The 16,653-nt window shown below is 71.4% G+C and carries 16 protein-coding genes; 8 read left to right on the top strand and 8 right to left on the bottom strand.

The window, feature by feature from the left end:
- The first annotated feature begins 17 nt into the window (after positions 1-17).
- Complete coding sequence (locus BJ958_RS25870) at positions 18-185, top strand: hypothetical protein (RefSeq protein ID WP_179729634.1); 168 nt, start codon at positions 18-20, stop codon at positions 183-185.
- A gap of 65 nt (positions 186-250) precedes the next feature.
- Here BJ958_RS25870 and sucD read toward each other — a convergent pair whose 3' ends face one another.
- Together sucD and sucC are read right to left on the bottom strand one after the other, a co-directional pair.
- Complete coding sequence (gene sucD, locus BJ958_RS25865) at positions 251-1,147, bottom strand: succinate--CoA ligase subunit alpha (RefSeq protein ID WP_179729633.1); 897 nt, start codon at positions 1,145-1,147, stop codon at positions 251-253.
- Positions 1,148-1,164: 17 nt separating this feature from the next.
- Positions 1,165-2,331, bottom strand: coding sequence for an ADP-forming succinate--CoA ligase subunit beta (sucC, locus tag BJ958_RS25860; RefSeq protein ID WP_179729632.1), 1,167 nt, complete (start codon positions 2,329-2,331; stop codon positions 1,165-1,167).
- Between the two features lie 341 nt (positions 2,332-2,672).
- On the opposite strand from sucC, the gene BJ958_RS25855 reads away from it, so the two are divergent.
- Complete coding sequence (locus tag BJ958_RS25855) at positions 2,673-3,824, top strand: M23 family metallopeptidase (RefSeq protein WP_218865974.1); 1,152 nt, start codon at positions 2,673-2,675, stop codon at positions 3,822-3,824.
- Between the two features lie 96 nt (positions 3,825-3,920).
- Here the strand turns inward: BJ958_RS25855 and pcrA are convergent, their stop codons facing one another.
- On the bottom strand, positions 3,921-6,362 hold the full coding sequence (gene pcrA, locus BJ958_RS25850) for a DNA helicase PcrA (RefSeq protein ID WP_179729631.1): 2,442 nt from the start codon (positions 6,360-6,362) through the stop codon (positions 3,921-3,923).
- Positions 6,363-6,751: 389 nt separating this feature from the next.
- Here pcrA and BJ958_RS25845 point away from each other — a divergent pair, with 389 nt between their 5' ends.
- The gene (locus tag BJ958_RS25845) at positions 6,752-7,816 is read left to right on the top strand and encodes a type IV toxin-antitoxin system AbiEi family antitoxin domain-containing protein (RefSeq protein ID WP_179729630.1); all 1,065 of its coding nucleotides are present in this window, start codon (positions 6,752-6,754) and stop codon (positions 7,814-7,816) included.
- A gap of 220 nt (positions 7,817-8,036) precedes the next feature.
- Here BJ958_RS25845 and BJ958_RS25840 read toward each other — a convergent pair whose 3' ends face one another.
- Genes BJ958_RS25840 through BJ958_RS25825 form a run of 4 tightly spaced genes read right to left on the bottom strand, consistent with a single transcriptional unit; the run spans position 8,037 to position 11,245 of the window.
- Positions 8,037-8,396, bottom strand: coding sequence for a hypothetical protein (locus BJ958_RS25840; protein WP_179729629.1), 360 nt, complete (start codon positions 8,394-8,396; stop codon positions 8,037-8,039).
- 32 nt (positions 8,397-8,428) lie between these two features.
- Positions 8,429-9,292 carry a M15 family metallopeptidase gene (locus tag BJ958_RS25835; RefSeq protein WP_343052808.1) on the bottom strand — a complete coding sequence of 288 codons (864 nt, stop codon included), beginning with the start codon at positions 9,290-9,292 and terminating at the stop codon, positions 8,429-8,431.
- Entirely contained in the window at positions 9,289-9,948 is a 660-nt protein-coding gene (locus tag BJ958_RS25830; protein ID WP_179729628.1) for a LuxR C-terminal-related transcriptional regulator, read from the bottom strand. The genes BJ958_RS25835 and BJ958_RS25830 overlap by 4 nt, the downstream gene beginning before the upstream one ends.
- A complete protein-coding gene (locus BJ958_RS25825; protein WP_179729627.1) occupies positions 9,941-11,245 on the bottom strand; it encodes an ATP-binding protein in 1,305 nt (434 codons plus the stop codon). Before BJ958_RS25825 ends, BJ958_RS25830 begins: the two co-directional genes overlap by 8 nt.
- A gap of 144 nt (positions 11,246-11,389) precedes the next feature.
- Here BJ958_RS25825 and BJ958_RS25820 point away from each other — a divergent pair, with 144 nt between their 5' ends.
- The 3 genes from BJ958_RS25820 to BJ958_RS25810 are packed head-to-tail and all read left to right on the top strand — an operon-like array spanning position 11,390 to position 13,445.
- A complete protein-coding gene (locus BJ958_RS25820) occupies positions 11,390-12,592 on the top strand; it encodes a PspC domain-containing protein (RefSeq protein WP_179729626.1) in 1,203 nt (400 codons plus the stop codon).
- The gene (locus BJ958_RS25815) at positions 12,589-12,906 is read left to right on the top strand and encodes a hypothetical protein (RefSeq protein WP_179729625.1); all 318 of its coding nucleotides are present in this window, start codon (positions 12,589-12,591) and stop codon (positions 12,904-12,906) included. Before BJ958_RS25820 ends, BJ958_RS25815 begins: the two co-directional genes overlap by 4 nt.
- The gene (locus BJ958_RS25810; protein WP_179729624.1) at positions 12,903-13,445 is read left to right on the top strand and encodes a YbaK/EbsC family protein; all 543 of its coding nucleotides are present in this window, start codon (positions 12,903-12,905) and stop codon (positions 13,443-13,445) included. Before BJ958_RS25815 ends, BJ958_RS25810 begins: the two co-directional genes overlap by 4 nt.
- Before the next feature lie 72 nt (positions 13,446-13,517).
- Here BJ958_RS25810 and npdG read toward each other — a convergent pair whose 3' ends face one another.
- Positions 13,518-14,222 carry an NADPH-dependent F420 reductase gene (npdG, locus tag BJ958_RS25805; protein WP_179729623.1) on the bottom strand — a complete coding sequence of 235 codons (705 nt, stop codon included), beginning with the start codon at positions 14,220-14,222 and terminating at the stop codon, positions 13,518-13,520.
- Between the two features lie 153 nt (positions 14,223-14,375).
- On the opposite strand from npdG, the gene BJ958_RS25800 reads away from it, so the two are divergent.
- Together BJ958_RS25800 and BJ958_RS25795 are read left to right on the top strand one after the other, a co-directional pair.
- The gene (locus BJ958_RS25800) at positions 14,376-15,413 is read left to right on the top strand and encodes an LLM class F420-dependent oxidoreductase (RefSeq protein ID WP_179729622.1); all 1,038 of its coding nucleotides are present in this window, start codon (positions 14,376-14,378) and stop codon (positions 15,411-15,413) included.
- Entirely contained in the window at positions 15,413-16,561 is a 1,149-nt protein-coding gene (locus BJ958_RS25795; protein WP_179729621.1) for an acyl-CoA dehydrogenase family protein, read from the top strand. Before BJ958_RS25800 ends, BJ958_RS25795 begins: the two co-directional genes overlap by 1 nt.
- Positions 16,562-16,653 lie beyond the last annotated feature (92 nt).

Below are 16,653 nucleotides of genomic sequence, written 5' to 3'. Positions count from 1 at the left end.
AGGCGCATCATCGGCTCATGTACTGGATCCTCGCCATCGCCGTCGTCGTGATCGCCACCGCCCTGTGGACCTGGGCGAACCGGCACGGCCAGCAGGCCGCGGCGATCGAGCGGGCCCACGAGGCGAGCAAGGCCGATGCCTCCACCTGGCGGGCGCCCCACTCCGGCGGGGGCCCGATCCCCTGAGTCCGCGCACGACACACGAAGGCCCGCCGCCCCCGAGGGGGTGGCGGGCCTTCGTCATGCTCGGATCAGAGCGACTGCAGGATCTCCCGAGCCAGCGCGGCGGTCTCGGACGGCGTCTTGCCGACCTTGACGCCGACGGCCTCGAGCGCGTCCTTCTTCGCCTGGGCGGTGCCCGCGGAGCCCGACACGATGGCGCCGGCGTGGCCCATGGTCTTGCCCTCGGGAGCGGTGAAGCCCGCGACGTAGCCGACGACCGGCTTGGTGATGTTGGCCTTGATGTAGTCCGCGGCCCGCTCCTCGGCGTCGCCGCCGATCTCGCCGATCATCACGATCACCTTGGTCTCCGGGTCCTCCTCGAAGGCCTGGAGCGCGTCGATGTGCGTGGTGCCGACGATCGGGTCGCCGCCGATGCCGATGGCGGTCGAGAAGCCGAAGTCACGCAGCTCGTACATCATCTGGTAGGTCAGCGTGCCCGACTTGGAGACGAGACCGACCGGGCCCTTGCCCGCGATGGTGTGCGGCGTGATGCCGGCCAGCGACTCGCCCGGGGTGATGATGCCGGGGCAGTTGGGGCCGATCATCCGGGTGGACTTGCCCTGCAGGTAGGACCAGACCTCGGCCGTGTCCTGGACCGGGACGCCCTCGGTGATGACCACGATCAGCGGCATCTCGGCGTCGATGGCCTCGATCGCGGCGTCCTTGGTGAACGCCGGCGGGACGAAGAGGACCGACACGTTGGCGCCGGTCTCCTTCATGGCCTCCGCGACCGTGCCGAAGACCGGCAGCTCCACGTCGTTGCCGTCGTGGTCCTTGTGGGTGACGGTCGTGCCGGCCTTGCGCGCGTTGACGCCACCGACGATCGTCGCGCCCGAGTCGAGCATGAGGGCGGTGTGCTTGGCACCCATGCCGCCCGTGATGCCCTGGACGATGATCTTGCTGTCCTTGTTGAGGTAGATGCTCATGTTCCCTGCTCTCTATCTCAGGCGTTCGCCAGCTCGGCGGCCTTGTCGGCCGCGCCGTCCATGGTGTCGACCTGCGTCACGAGCGGGTGGTTCAGCTCGTTGAGGATCGCGCGACCCTGCTCGACGTTGTTGCCGTCGAGGCGGACGACCAGCGGCTTGGTGGCCTTGTCACCGAGGAGCTCGAGGGCGCCCTTGATGCCGTTGGCGACCTCGTCGCACGCGGTGATGCCGCCGAAGACGTTCACGAAGACCGACTTGACCTGCTCGTCGTTCAAGATGACGTCGAGACCGTTGGCCATGACCTGCGCGTTGGCGCCGCCGCCGATGTCGAGGAAGTTGGCCGGCTTCACGCCGCCGTGGTTCTCGCCGGCGTACGCGACGACGTCGAGGGTGCTCATGACCAGACCGGCGCCGTTGCCGATGATGCCGACCTGGCCGTCGAGCTTGACGTAGTTGAGACCGAGGTCCTTGGCCTTCGCCTCGAGCGGGTCGGCCTCCTCCCGGATCTCGAACTCCTCGTGGTCGGGGTGGCGGACCTCGGAGGCGTTGTCGTCGAGCGACACCTTGCCGTCGAGGGCCTCGAGCTTGTCGCCGGCCAGGCGGGCCAGCGGGTTGACCTCGACGAGGGTGGCGTCCTCCTCGACGAAGACCTTGTAGAGGTCCTCGATCATCTTCACGGCCTGCTCGAAGACGGGCTCGGGGAACTTCGCCTCGGTCGCGATCTCGCGGGCCTTGGCCGCGTCGACGCCCTTGCCCGGGTCGATGCCGATCTTCTTGACGGCGTCGGGGTTGGTCTTCGCGACCTCCTCGATCTCGACACCACCCTCGACGGACGCGATGCAGAGGTACTGGCGGTTGGAGCGGTCCAGCAGGAAGGAGAAGTAGTACTCCTCCTCCGGCGGGGTCGCCGGCGTCACCAGGACGCGGTTGACCGTGAGGCCCTTGATCTCCATGCCGAGGATGTTGGACGCGTGCTCGAAGGCCTCGTCCGGCGTCTTCGCGAGCTTGACACCACCGGCCTTGCCACGGCCACCGGCCTTGACCTGCGCCTTGATGACGGTCACGCCGCCGATCTGCTCGGCCGCGGCCCGCGCCTCCTCGGCGGTCTCGACGACCGTGCCGAGGGTGGTGGCCACTCCGTGCTTCGCGAAGAGCTCCTTCGCTTGGTACTCCATCAGGTCCACTGATACGTCCTCACGTCTTGGTCAGAGGTTCGGTGCGCACAGCGGCACACCCCCGGGCACGATAGTCCTGACCCACCAGTAGGACGAGTCCGGGAGCCGCTGGCTGGACCCGACGTGACAGGGCTCACGCCGACGGCGGGTTTCGACGTTCGCCTGACTGTCCCCAGGAGCGGGACCTACGATTTCGGGGCCGTGCCGGCATCGGTTAGGGTCGGCACGCACGTTTCACCCGGCTGTCACCAGACGGCCACCTCGGCCGGAGCCGTCACTCGGGGCGCCAGCAGCCGGGCACAAAGGGCGGAACGCGCCTGCACGATCGTCCCCCAAGGAGTCAGCAGTCGATGGGTAACCACCGAGCGGACCACAACGCGCCGCGCCCGGAATCGCCTCTCGGCTCCCCTTCTGCCGGATCGTCGTACGTCGGCAAGCGCGTGGCCCACCGGGTCGCGACCGAGGAGACCCCGTCGACGTACGTCGGCAAGCGCGTCGCCCGGCCCGCCGTCCCCGCCGAGCCGCTCGCGACCATCGTCCCGGTCGTCCCGGTCGCCAAGCCCGTGGTCACGCCGGCGGTCGAGGCCGTCGTCGAGCCGACCCTCGCCGCCGAGGCCGTGACCCCGGTCCGCTCCCTGGACCGGATGCCGACCGTCGAGCTGCCCGCGCTGCGTGACATCCCGCTCGCCGACTCGCTCTCGGACTCCTCGACCACGCTGCGGGCGGTCCAGCCGGCCGGCAAGCGCCGCGCGGTCAAGCACGCCGGCTCGCCCGGCCCGCTGTTCCGCGGCCTGCCGACGCTGCCCGTCGCCGTCGGTGTCGCCACGATCGCCATCGCGGTCGGCGGCGTCGTCACCTCCGCCGACCCCCAGCTGGCCTCCGCCGGAGACCGGGCCACCTCCCCCAACGCCCTGACCGGCTCGTTCGGCTCCTCCGCGGTCGGCACCCGCACCGCCACCGTGAGCCGCGACTCCGACCGCGACGCCCTCGCCCAGGGTGCCGGCTCGGACCTGGTCAAGGAGGCCGAGCGGTCTGCCGCCGAGCGCACCACCGCGCTCAGCGACCTGACCGCCAAGGCCCAGAAGGAAGCCACCGAGATCGCGCTCAACAAGTGGGTGCTGCCGCTCGACAGCTACCGCCTGACCGCGACCTTCGGCGAGTACGGCCTCTGGTCCAACTACCACACCGGCCTCGACTTCGCGGCGCCTCCGGGCACCCCGATCCGCGCCGTCGCCAACGGCACGGTCACCTCCGCCGGCTTCGACGGCGCCTACGGCAACAAGACCGTCATCACCCTCGAGGACGGCACCGAGCTCTGGTTCTGCCACCAGACCTCCTTCAACGTCTCCGCCGGCGATACCGTCCGGGCGGGCGAGGTCATCGGGTACGTCGGCAGCACCGGCCACGTCACCGGCCCGCACCTGCACCTCGAGGTCCGCCCCGGCGGCGGCGACCCGGTCGACCCGGACGCCGCGCTGCGGCAGCACGGCGTCACCCCCTGACGCCGAGGTCGTCGAGCAGCCCGAGCCCCTGGGCGAGGGCGTATCGAGACGCCCCGACCGGGGCACTCTCACGCCCGGCCACAGTTCCGGCAGCGGTCAGAGCTTCTCCACCGGCGCGTAGCGCAGCAGCAGCCGCTTGACGCCGTCGGAGCCGAAGTCGATCGACGCGACCGACTTCTCCGCGACCCCCTCGACCGACACGACCGTGCCGAGACCGAACGAGTCGTGGGTGACCTTGTCGCCGGGCGCGAGGACGGGGATCGGGCGGGCCGGCTTGGACTTGGCGGCGGCGTCGGCGCGGGCGGCGGCGGAGCTGAAGTTGCGGCGGCCTGCGGCGGTCGGCGTACCGAAGCGGTTGCCGGCGTAGTCGTCGGAACCGCCCGAGCGAGCGGAGTCGTACGACGGCCGCGACCAGCGGGTCTGGTCGGCCTCCGTGCGGCGCCAGTCGACGAGGTCGATCGGGAGCTCGCCGAGGAAGCGGGAGCCGGGGTTCATGGCGGGGGCGCCCCAGGCGGAGCGGACCATGGCACGGGAGACGTAGAGCCGCTGGCGGGCGCGGGTGATGCCGACGTACGCCAGGCGCCGCTCCTCCTCCAGCTCCGGGCGGTCGCCGAGGGCGCGTGAGTGCGGGAAGACGCCGTCCTCCATGCCGGTGAGGAAGACGACCGGGAACTCCAGGCCCTTGGCGGTGTGCAGGGTCATCAGCGTGACCACGCCCTGGTCCTCGGGAGCGTCCGGGTCGTCGTCAGGCGCGTCGGGGATCTGGTCGGCGTCGGCGACCAGCGCCACCCGCTCCAGGAAGTCGCCCAGGCCGGGCTCGAGGATGCCGGCGTCGACGTCGGCGGGGTCGGCGGAGGGGCCGGCGACCGGGTCCTCGGCGAACTCGCGGGCGACGGCGACGAGCTCGGCGAGGTACTCGAGCCGGGTCTCGTCCTGCATGTCGTCGGAGTTCTCGAGGCTGACGAGGTAGCCGGACCGGTCGAGCACGGTCTCGAGGATCACGTCGGGCCGCTCCCGGGCCTCGACCATCTGCTGCAGCTCCTGCAGCATCTTCACGAAGGACTCGATGCTGGTCTGGCTGCGCGTGGCCAGGCCGGGGGCCTCGTCGGCGCGCTGCAGCGCCTCCCAGTAGGTGATCCGCTCCCGCTCGGCGAAGGCACCGATCGCGGCCTCGGCACGCTGGCCGATGCCGCGACGCGGGGTGTTGACGATGCGGCGCAGCGAGACCTGGTCGTCGGGGTTGACCAGCACGCGGAGGTAGGCGAGCGCGTCGCGGATCTCCTTGCGGTCGTAGAAGCGGGTCCCGCCGACGACCTTGTAGGGCATCCCGGTGCGGACGAAGATCTCCTCGAACACGCGGGACTGCGCGTTGGTGCGGTAGAACACCGCGACGTCGGAGGGACGCAGGCCGCCGTCGGTGAGCTTGTCGATCTCGCCGGAGACGAACCGGGCCTCGTCGTGCTCGTCGTCGGCGACGTACCCGACGATCTTCTCGCCGTCGCCGGCGTCGGACCACAGCCGCTTGGGCTTGCGGCCCTCGTTGCGCTCGATGACCGCGTTGGCGGCGGTGAGGATGGTCTGCGTGGAGCGGTAGTTCTGCTCGAGCAGGACCGTCTCCGCGTCGGGGAAGTCCTTCTCGAAGTCCATGATGTTGCGGATGTCGGCACCCCGGAAGGCGTAGATCGACTGGTCCGCGTCACCGACGACCATGAGTTCGGAGGGCGCCACCCGGTGGGCGGGCAGGCCGTCGAGGGTGGTCGGGTCGTGCTCCTCGAGGTCCTGGCCGCAGAGCTGGTGGATGAGGGCGTACTGGGCGTGGTTGGTGTCCTGGTACTCGTCGACCAGGATGTGCCGGAACCGGCGCCGGTAGGTCTCGCGGATCTCCGGCTTGAGCTGGAACAGCCGGACCGTCTCCATGATCAGGTCGTCGAAGTCCATGGCGTTCGCCTCGCGCAGGCGCCGCTGGTAGGACTTGTACGCCGCGGCGTACGTCTCGTCGATCGAGTTGCGGGCCTCGGCCGCGACCTCGTCGGGATCGCGCAGCTCGTTCTTCTGGTTGCTGATCCAGTGCAGCACCGGACCCGGCTGGTAGCGGCGCGGGTCGAGCTCGAGGTCGCTGCAGACCAGCTGGATGAGCCGCTTCTGGTCCTGGGTGTCGTAGATCGAGAAGTTCGACTTCAGCCGCTCGTAGCCGAGGTGCTCGACCTCCTTGCGCAGGATCCGCACGCAGGCGGAGTGGAAGGTGCTCACCCACATGATCCGGGCGCGGTTGCCGATCAGGTCGGCGACCCGCTCCTTCATCTCGGCGGCGGCCTTGTTGGTGAAGGTGATCGCGAGGATCGAGCCCGGGTGCGCCTTGCGGACGGCGATCGTCCAGGCGATCCGCCGGGTCAGCACCCGGGTCTTCCCCGAGCCCGCGCCGGCGACCACGAGCAGCGGTGAGCCCTCGTGCTTGACGGCCGCGCGTTGCGGTTCGTTGAGCCCCTCGAGCAGGGACTCGGCGGTGAGTGCGGACGGCGCGGCGGTGGTCTCAGTCATGCTCCGACCAGCCTACGGCGCCCCGCCGACGTGTCGTACGTCGTGGTCGGGTCCGGGGCGCGCCGCCGCGCTGTAACACGTGGTTCGCGGCTCTGGGCGACCCGAGTCGGATGTAACACGTGGTTCGCGGAACTACCGGGCCTGTGACCTCGCCGAAGGTGGTTCGCACGGGCCCGGTACAGCCGGTACGGGCCCGCCAGGCCGGCGAACTACGTGTTACAAGCCCGCGCTCCGCTCTCGACTCCACCCGCCGGCATCGCGATCCCATCGGCCTCCTGCGCACCACCGAAGGCCGTCCGTTCTCCACCGGCACGCGCAGGGACCCGCCCGTCCACAGCAGGCAGGAACGGCGGCGGCGGTGGCGGCCCTGCCGTCGGAAGGTTCTCGCCATGAACAGCCGAGTCATCGCCGTGATGAGCACGCAATGGGGCCTGGTCACTCGCGCGCAGGCCATCAGCGCCGGCATGTCGCGCGAGCAGATCGACCGCCTCGTGAGGACCGGCACCTGGGTGGCCGTCCGGCGCGGGGTCTATGGGGAGCGAGCGTACGTCGACTCGCTGACCACCCACGCGGAGCAGCGCATGCTCGCTGATCGGGCAGCTAGCCTGCGCGTACGAGATCCGCACCTGCTGAGCCACCACTCGGCTGCCTACCCGCTCGAGCTGCCCGTCCTGCGGGAGCCGGAGCCCACCTCCCACCTCACCCATCCCGGTCTGGTCGGCACACACCGGCGTCACGGGATCGCGCACCACCTCGCGCCGTACCCACCGGAGCAGACGTGCCGAGTCGGCGGCATGCCGATGCTCGGGCTGGCGCGCACCGCGCTCGACATCGCCCGCGAGCATGGCTACTTGCACGGTCTGGTCGCCGTCGACTCGGCCATGAGGATGGGCGTCACTCGCACCGAGCTGCTGGCGGTGGCGCGGCAGATGTACTGCTGGCCGCACTCGACCGTGATCGCCGACGTCATCGCATCCGCCTCGCCCGACACCGACTCCATCGGCGAGACGCTGTTGCGAGACCTGGTGGAGAGTCTCGGATTCGGGGTCCCGGAGGTCCAGTTCGGTCTCACCGCCGATGGCCGCACGGTGTGGTGCGATCTCCGGCTCGGGCGGCAGATCTACGAGTTCGACGGCAAGGTCAAGATCCTCGCCCCCGTCGAGGGCGGGTACGCCGAACGCCCGCCGACCGAGGTCCTGTGGTCCGAGAAGGGGCGCCAGGACTTCGTCACCGGGTTCAAGCTGGGGGTCTGCCGGGTGGCCTGGGCCGACGTCTGGGGACCGGGAGTCGAGCAGGGTCGGTCGAGAATGCTGAGGGAGTACCTGGCCACCTGCGAGCGATTCGGCACCGGCGTGGCCGACCTCGCGCCGTACCGGCCTCGGGGCCCGCGACCGCGGCCGCGGCTCCACCGGCCCGGCTACCGCCTCATGGGCTGGGATCGCTGGGCGGCCTGAGTCCGGCCGACCCTGGACGACGGCTTTGGCAGCGTCGTCGCTACGGCGGCATGTAACACGTGGTTCGCGGCTCTATGCGACCCAAGACGTCGCTGAACCGGCGCTGTACGGGTCCTGAACACACGACACGGGTCCGCTACAGCAGCGGACGACGTGTTACAGCCGACACGAGCCCGCTACAGCAGCCAACAACGTGTTACAGCGCCTCGCCCGAGCCGGATCAGCTGCTGTGGACGGGCGACCAGAGGACGGCGATGCAGACCTCGGCGACGGCGAGGACGAGGAGCCCGGCCCACAGCCCGTTGGGGATCTTCGCCTTGCGCATGTTGGCCATCACGAGCACGAGCAGCACCAGGCCGATGGTGAGCTTGACGGCGACCTTGGCGTGGTTGACGGGGTCGTCGCCGCCCTCGAGGACGCCGACGAGCAGCAGGCCGGCGAGGAACGCCGTGCCGATGCCGTCGCGCATGACGCCGGTGACCTTCTTGTCGCCGGGGCCGGCCTGCGCCAGCAGCCCACCGATCAGGGCCGAGAAGCCCAGGATGTGGAGGATGAGCAGGATCAGGCGCAGGGTCTCCATGTCCCGCACCCTATCCAGCCGGGGGGCCGGTCTCAGCGACCGGTCGCCGTGAAGTGCTGGTAGTCCTTCAGCGAGCTCCACGAGCCACCCCACGTCCAGCCGATCCGCGCGAACTCCCGGACGACGAGGTCGCCGGGGTGGATGATGCCGGGCTGGGTCCGGGTCCGGTCGAGGTACGCCGACGCGCGCTCGGGCAGCACCACGTCGCCCTTGCGGTAGGGGTTGAGGAACGGGTTGACGTCGATCGCGAGGCCGTACGCGTGCGCCGACCACGACGTCTGCCCGCGCGCCGCCCGGCACACGAGCGCAGCGGTGTCGTTGCCGTCGCCGGTCGGCGGCGCCTCGAGGTCGGCGGTCGTCGGCAGCCGCATCTCCTCGATCGGGTAGCCGGCCGCGAACAGGGCGCGGTACACGGACACCACGTCGTCGGCCACCGACGCCGCGAGCACCAGCTCGCCGGTGTGGGCCAGGCCGTCGAACCCGCGGAAGGAGACGTTGACGTAGGCCAGGTCGGCCAGTGCGACCGGGCACGCGGGCGACCAGGTCTCCCCCATCCGCTCGCGGAGGGCGTCGGTGACCGGGCCGACGCTGGAGTGGAACCGCCCGTCGGCGGGCGGCGGGAGCAGGTCGGTCGTCGGGTAGCGGCGCACCCGCAGCGCCTTCGGGGTCGGCCGGATCTCGCCGAACCCCTGGGCGGTGCGGGGCAGGACGTGGGCACCGAGCCGCCAGGTGGAGTACGCCGGACCGGAGCCCGGCGAGGCGGTCGGGGACGCGCTCGGGTCGGTCCCGGAGGGAGCGACCTGGCCCGACGAGGGCGGGACGGGTGCGGCCGTCGTACCTCCGGAGCAGCCGGCGAGCAGCAGGGTCGCCGCGAGCAGCGCGGCGACCGGCCTCACAGCAGCCGCCGGTCCGAGGCCCAGCGGGTCAGCTCGTGGCGCGAGGAGAGCTGGAGCTTGCGCAGCACCGACGACATGTGGGTCTCGACGGTCTTGATCGAGATGAACAGCTCCTTGGCGACCTCCTTGTAGGAGTAGCCGCGGGCGATCAGGCGCATCACCTCGCGCTCGCGCTCGGTGAGCCGGTCGAGGTCCTCGTCGACGCTCGCGAGGTCGGCGGAGAGGCCGGCACCGGCGAAGGCGTCGAGCACGAAGCCCGCCAGCCGCGGCGAGAACACCGCGTCGCCCTCGGAGACGCGGGTGATCGCGTCGACCAGCTCGGGCCCGGTGATCGTCTTGGTGACGTACCCGCGCGCACCGCCGCGGACGGTGCCGATGACGTCCTCGGCCGCGTCGGAGACGGAGAGCGCGAGGAACCGGACGTCGCCGTCCTTGACCCGGCGGATCACCTCGACGCCGCCGCCGCCGGGCAGGTGCACGTCGAGCAGCACGACGTCGGGCCGGTGCGCGACGACCGCGGCGACGGCCTCGTCGACGTCGGCGGCCTCGGCCACGACCTCGACCCGGCCGGTGCCCGTGGCAGCGAGCTCGGCGCTGACGCCGCGGCGGAACATGGCGTGGTCGTCGACGACGACCACGCGCACCGGGTCACTCATGGTTCTCCTTCTGCTTCGACGGTTCCGGGGTGTGGTCGATGTGCAGCCGCACCTCGGTGCCCTCGCCGGGCGCGGACCTGATCTCGGCCCGCCCGCCGTGGCGCTCCATGCGGTCGATGATGCTGCGTCGTACGCCGAGGCGGTCCTCCGGGGTGGCGTCCGGGTCGAAGCCCGCGCCCCGGTCGCGGACGAAGACGTCGATGCCGGCGGGGGTGATCTCGGCGTAGACGTCGACGCGCGGGACACCGGCGTGCTTGGCGGCGTTGGTCGTCGCCTCCCGGGCCGCCTGGACGATCGGGCGGGCGGACTCGTCGTAGTCGCAGTCGCCGACCGCGACGACGTCGACCGTGACGCCGTACGCGTCCTCGATCTCGGCGGCCGCGGCCCGCAGCGCACTGGCGACGGTGGCCTCGTCCAGGGACTCCCCGGCGTACAGCCAGGCGCGCAGGTCGCGCTCCTGGGCACGGGCGAGGCGGGCGGCGTCAGCAGGGTTCTTCTGGATCAGGGCGAGGGTCTGCAGCACCGAGTCGTGGAGGTGCGCGGCGACGTCGGCGCGCTCCTGGGTGCGCACCCGCTCGGCGCGCTCGTCGGTCAGGTCGGACATCAACCGGTAGACGAACGGTCCGAGCACGATCGCGACGCCGAAGAACGCGAGCACGACCGCCAGCGTCGCGTCGCGCGCGACCGCCACCGAGCCGTCGCGCACCGTGAAGAGCACCAGGGCCACCACGACGAGGACGACGCCCGCGCCGATCCGTGCCCACGCCGCCCAACCGCCGCCGCCGAGCACCAGCCGGACCGGGTCGACCTTGCCGGTCGCGTCCAGCCAGCGCTCACGCTGCGCCTCGTCGGCCTGGCGCCACAGCAGCGCGACGCCGACGACGGCGATGCCGAGCGGCCAGATCCACCAGCCGGTGCCGAGCAGCGCCTCGATGGTGAAGACCGCGCCGATGCCGAGGACGGCCAAGGTGATCACGGGACCGACGTCGGAGAGCCGGCGGCCCCGGCGTCCCGGACGACGCCCGTCGCGGGTCGCGCTGGCGAGGCCGGGCGCGAGGTACTCCGCGGGAGGGCCGGCGGGGAGCAGGATCCAGAGCGCGGCGTACACCATGACGCCGGAGCCGCCGACCACCGTGGCGATCACGAAGGCGGCCCGCACCAGCAGCACGGACACACCGAGGTGGGCGGCGAGCCCGGCCGCGACGCCGCCGATCATCGGCTCGCGCAGGTCGCGCCAGGCCCGCCGCACGTCGCGGGGCGGCGCTGGCGGAGCGGGCAGGGGCGCAGTGGTCGACATGGTGCTCCCATCGTCACACAGCCGATCCGGCCTCAGCAGGGGGAACGACCCTGAACCGACCCTGATCCCTCCCCCGGGGACATGCGGCAGGATCAGGGCTGTCCCCGATGGTCCACGGGCCGTCCACCGAGCAGGCTTGAGGACATGAACGCACCCACCGACACCGAGCAGCCAGGGCAGCCCGGGCAGCCCGGCCCCGGCCGGGAACCCGGCGACCACGGCCCGCGGGTGACCCGCGACGAGGTCCGCGACCTCGCCCGGCTCCGGCGCAGCCGCGACGACCGCAAGGTCGCCGGCGTCGCCGCGGGCATCGCGCGCCACCTCGACATCGACCCGCTCCTGGTGCGGGTCGCGTTCGTCGTGCTCACGTTCTTCGGTGGTGGCGGCCTGATCCTGTACGCCGTGTGCTGGCTGTTCGTGCCCGAGGAGGGCACCGAGGACACGGTGGTCCGCGTCGACGAGGGCATCCGCACCGCGGCGCTGATCATCGGCGGCGTGGTCGCCATCGCCTCGGTGATCGGCGACACCGTCGGTGGCCCCGGCTTCCCGTGGCCGCCGCTGGCGATCGGGCTGCTCCTGATCGTCGTGCTCGCCGGCAAGAATGCCGTCAGGCCCGGCGGCCCGCCGCACCCGTGGCTGCGCGGCACCCCGGTCGGCCCTCCCCCGCCGCCGGCGCCTGAGCCGGGCGCTCCCGGCCCGACCTACTCGGCGTACCGGACCCCGGCCCCGGCCTACCGACGCCCGGTCGACCCGCGCAAGCGCGGCCCGCTGCTGTTCCCGTTCACGCTCGGCCTGGCCGCCCTCGGCCTCGGCACCCTCGCCACGCTGGACCTCGCCGGCGTCGACATCACCCCGTCGGCCTACCCCGCGACGGTGCTGGGCGTCACCGGCCTGATGCTGCTGGTCGGCGCGTTCTACGGCCGGGCCGGCGGCCTGATCCTGGTCGGCCTGCTCGCGGCGGGCACCACCGCGATCACCTCGGTGGCCGACAGCGTCGAGGTCGGGCAGGAGCGCCCGGTCCTGCAGCAGGCCTCGGACCTGAAGAGCTCCTACGACCTCGGCGTGGGCGAGCTCCGGATCGACCTGACCGACATCCGCGACCTCGAGAACCTCGATGGCAGGACGCTCGACCTCGAGGTCGGCGTCGGCCACATCCTCGTGATCGTGCCGGAGGACGGCCTCAACGTGGAGGCCCGGGGCACCATCGACGCCGGCGAGGTGGCCATGTTCGGCAAGACCACGAGCGACGACTTCCGCGGCGACAACGGCACCGTCGCCGGTGACCCCACCCTGACCATCGACGCCGACCTCGACCTCGGCCAGATCGAGTTCCGGAGCGCAGCATGAGCCACGACGAGCACACCACCGAGATCCCCCGGGAGGAGCGGTCCGCGGACGCCAAGAGCGCTCGGCGGTCCGGGTGGCACCGGGTCAACACCGGCCACCTGGTCATGGGCGTCGCCTTCACCGGCCTGCTGGTCGTGTGGGCGCTGGCCACCAGCGACACCGTGCAGATCGAGGAGAACGGCTGGATCATGGGCCTGCCCTGGCTCGCGGCCGGCGCGGCCGGGCTGATCGCCTCGGTGCTCCGCGGCCGTCACCACGACCAGGGCTGGGACCAGCAGGGCTGGGACGGGCACCAGATGCGGGGCTGGCAGTGACGCTCCCCCAGCTGACCGGGCTGGCCTCGCTCGTCGCGCTGGACCACCCCGAGCTGGTCGCCCCACCGGTCGCCGCGGCCCTGGCCGCATGGCCGGGAGCCGAGCGGATCGCGGTCGTCGAGATCGATCCCGAGCACGCCGACACGGCCGCGATGAGCGCGGCGTACGGCCTGCCGATGACGGCCGGCGCCAACTGCGTCCTGGTCGCCGGCAAGCGGGAGGGCGAGGAGCGGGTCGCCGCCTGCCTGGTCCGCGCCGACACCCGCGCCGATGTCAACCACTCGGTCAAGCGGCTGCTCGACGTGCGCAAGCCGTCGTTCCTGCCGCTGGAGCGGGCCGTGGCCGAGTCCGGGATGGAGTACGGCGGCATCACTCCCGTCGGGCTGCCGACCGGCTGGCGGCTGCTCGTCGACGCCCGGGTCCCCGAGATGGAGTGGGCCGTGATCGGCTCCGGCCTGCGTCGCTCCAAGCTGCTCGTGCCCGGGGACCTGTTCGCACAGGCCCCCGGCGCCGAGGTGGTCGAGGGGCTGGCCGGCTGAGGGGTTCGACGACCGAGATCGTCGTGCTGCGGCCCGCCGGACGCCGAACCCGGTCGTCGGACCGAACCGGGGTCAGTGGTCGAGGCCGGTGACCCGGATGCCCGAGTGGGTCTTGTACTTCCGGTTGATCGAGATCAGCACGGCGGTGAAGGGCTCCAGGACGCGGGCGAGGCGGAGCTTGCCGCCGTCGACGCCGGGGCGGCCGGTCACGGAGGCGGCGAGGTCGATGGCGACCTGCTTGCCCTCGACGGAGTCGCCGACCACGATCACGTCCTCGTCGAGGAAGTCGTCCTCGCCCCACAGCGCGGGGGCGGCGACGTTGTGGAAGGCACCGACGACCGTGGCCTCGGGAGCCAGCTCGGCGGCGGACTCGGCGGCCGAGCCCTCACCCCCGTTGATGACCCGGCCGTGCGCGCCACGCTTGTCGAAGGCGAGCGGGTTCACGCAGGAGATGACCGTCTTGCCGTCGAGCGCACCTCCCTCGGCGAGGGAGGCGACCAGTTCGTCGTGGCCGTCGTAGGGGACGGCGAGGAGGACCACGTCCGCGGCGGCGATCGCGTCGGCGTTGGCCGCACCACGGGCGGTTCCCGCTCCGGGGACGGAGGCGAGCCGGGAGGTCACCTCGGCAGCGACGGCCTCGGCCTTCTCGGCGGCGCGCGAGCCGAGCACGATGTCGTGGCCGTGGCGGGCGAAGCGGTAGCCCAGGCCCTTGCCCTGCGGGCCGGTGCCGCCGATGACGGCGACGGTGTAGCGAGTGGGGGCGTTCTCAGAAGTCACGCTTCCTCCTATCACGCGGGCGATGGTCGGCTGCGGCCCGTCTCACCGACGGCAACCATGGACATTGTGACAGTATTACTGTCACAGTTGTGCTGTCGGTGACGGATCACCGGCGCCTCGTCACCGTGGCCGCCAGGCCGGAAGGGACTGTTCATGAAGCTGTCGATGCCCCTCGTCTACGCGGGGAACCCGCGCGAGTCGGCCGACCAGGTCGTCGCTCTGGAGAAGGCCGGACTGGACACGATCTGGGTCGCCGAGCCGTACGGGTTCGATGCCCCCACGCTGATGGGCTACCTCGCCGCGAAGACCGAGACCGTCGAGATCGGCGCCGGCATCCTCAACGTCTACTCCCGCACCCCGGGCGCCCTGCTGCAGACCGCGGCCGGCCTCGACAACGTGTCGGGCGGCCGGGCGGTGCTCGGCCTCGGCGCGTCCGGCCCGCAGGTCATCGAGGGCTTCCACGGCCTGCCGTACGACCGCCCGCTGACCCGCACCCGCGAGGTGATCGAGGTGCTCCGGGCCGGCCTGCGCGGCGAGCGCCTCGACTTCCAGGGCAAGACGATCCAGGTCCCCCTCCCCGAGGGCCGGGGCCTCGGGCTCGGCAAGCCGCTCAAGCTGCTCAACCGCCCCGAGCGCGCCGACCTGCCGATCTGGGTCGCGGCGCTGGGCGACAAGAACGTCGCGATGACCGCGGAGGTGGCGGACGGCTGGCTGCCCTTCCTCTACTACCCCGAGAAGGCGAAGGAGGTCTGGGGCGAGTCGCTCGCGGCCGGCGCGGCGAAGCGCTCGGCCGGGCTGAAGCCGCTCGAGATCTGCGCCGGCGGCATGGTCGCGATCGGCGAGGGCCCCGAGACCAAGGCACTGCTCGACTTCATGCGCCCCCTCTACGCCCTGTACGTCGGCGGCATGGGCGCGCGCGACAAGAACTTCTACAACCAGCTCGCCTGCGAGTACGGCTTCGAGAAGGAGGCCAAGGAGATCCAGGACCTCTACCTGTCGGGCAAGAAGAAGGAGGCCGAGGCGCTGGTCCCGCTGGAGTGGCTCGAGGCCGGCAACCTGGTCGGCCCGGCGTCGTACGTCCAGGAGCGGATCGCCGCCTTCAAGGAGTCCGGCGTGACCAACCTGTCCGTCTCGCCGGCGTCCGACGACCCGGCCGGCACCATCGCACAGGTCAAGGAGTGGGTGAGCTGATGCCCGAGCGTCCCAGCATCTACGAGACCGAGCACGAGGACTTCCGCAAGAGCGTCCGCGCGTTCCTGGAGCGCGAGGTCGTCCCCTTCCACGCGCAGTGGGAGAAGGACGGCATCGTCAGCCGCGAGGTGTGGCGCAAGGCCGGCGACGCCGGGATCCTCGGCTTCGAGGTCCCCGAGGAGTACGGCGGTCCCGGCATCAAGGACTTCCGCTACAACGCGATCGTGGCCGAGGAGTGCGCCCGCGCCGGCGCCAGCGGCCCCGGCTTCGCCGTCCACACCGACATCATCGTGCCGTACCTGGTCGCGATCGGGAACGAGGAGCAGAAGCAGCGCTGGCTGCCCGGCACCGTGTCCGGCGACATCATCACGGCGATCGCGATGACCGAGCCCGGCGCGGGCTCGGACCTGCAGGGCATCCGCACCACCGCTGTCGACAAGGGCGACCACTACGTCCTCAACGGGTCGAAGACCTTCATCAGCAACGGCATCCTGTCCGACCTGGTCATCGTCGTCGCCAAGACCGACCCCGAGGCCGGCGCCCACGGCATCAGCCTGCTCGTCGTCGAGGAGGGGATGCCCGGCTTCACCCGCGGCACCAACCTCGACAAGCTCGGCCTCAAGGCGCAGGACACCGCGGAGCTGAGCTTCGACGACGTCGAGGTGCCGAAGGCCAACCTGCTGGGCGAGGAGGGCCAGGGCTTCATCTACCTGATGCAGAACCTGCCCCAGGAGCGGGTCTCGATCGCCACGATCGCCATCGCCGCGATCGAGCACGTCCTCGACCTGACCCTCGACTACGTGAAGACCCGCGAGGCGTTCGGCAAGCCGATCGGCAAGTTCCAGAACACCCGCTTCACGTTGGCCGAGATGGCCACCGAGGCCTACATCGCGCGGGTGTTCGTCAACCACTGCATCGAGCAGCTCAACAAGGGCGAGGTCGACACCGCGCTCGCGTCGATGGCGAAGTGGTGGACCACCGAGCTGCAGAAGAAGATCGTCGACCAGGGCGTGCAGATGCACGGCGGCTACGGCTACATGCTCGAGTACCCCATCGCCAAGGCGTACGCCGACACCCGGATCCAGACGATCTACGGCGGCACGACCGAGATCCAGAAGGAGATCATCGGACGTTTCCTCGGCCTGTGAGCCACGGCAGCGACGAACGACGGCCCCGGATGTCGAGATCCGGGGCCGTCGTTCGACGTAGGTGAGGAAGCAGTTCCCCGTCGGCGATGATT

It is taken from the genome of Nocardioides kongjuensis (genome assembly GCF_013409625.1).
Taxonomy (GTDB): Bacteria; Actinomycetota; Actinomycetes; order Propionibacteriales; family Nocardioidaceae; genus Nocardioides; species Nocardioides kongjuensis.
This window is presented reverse-complemented; position numbering and strand designations above follow the sequence as displayed.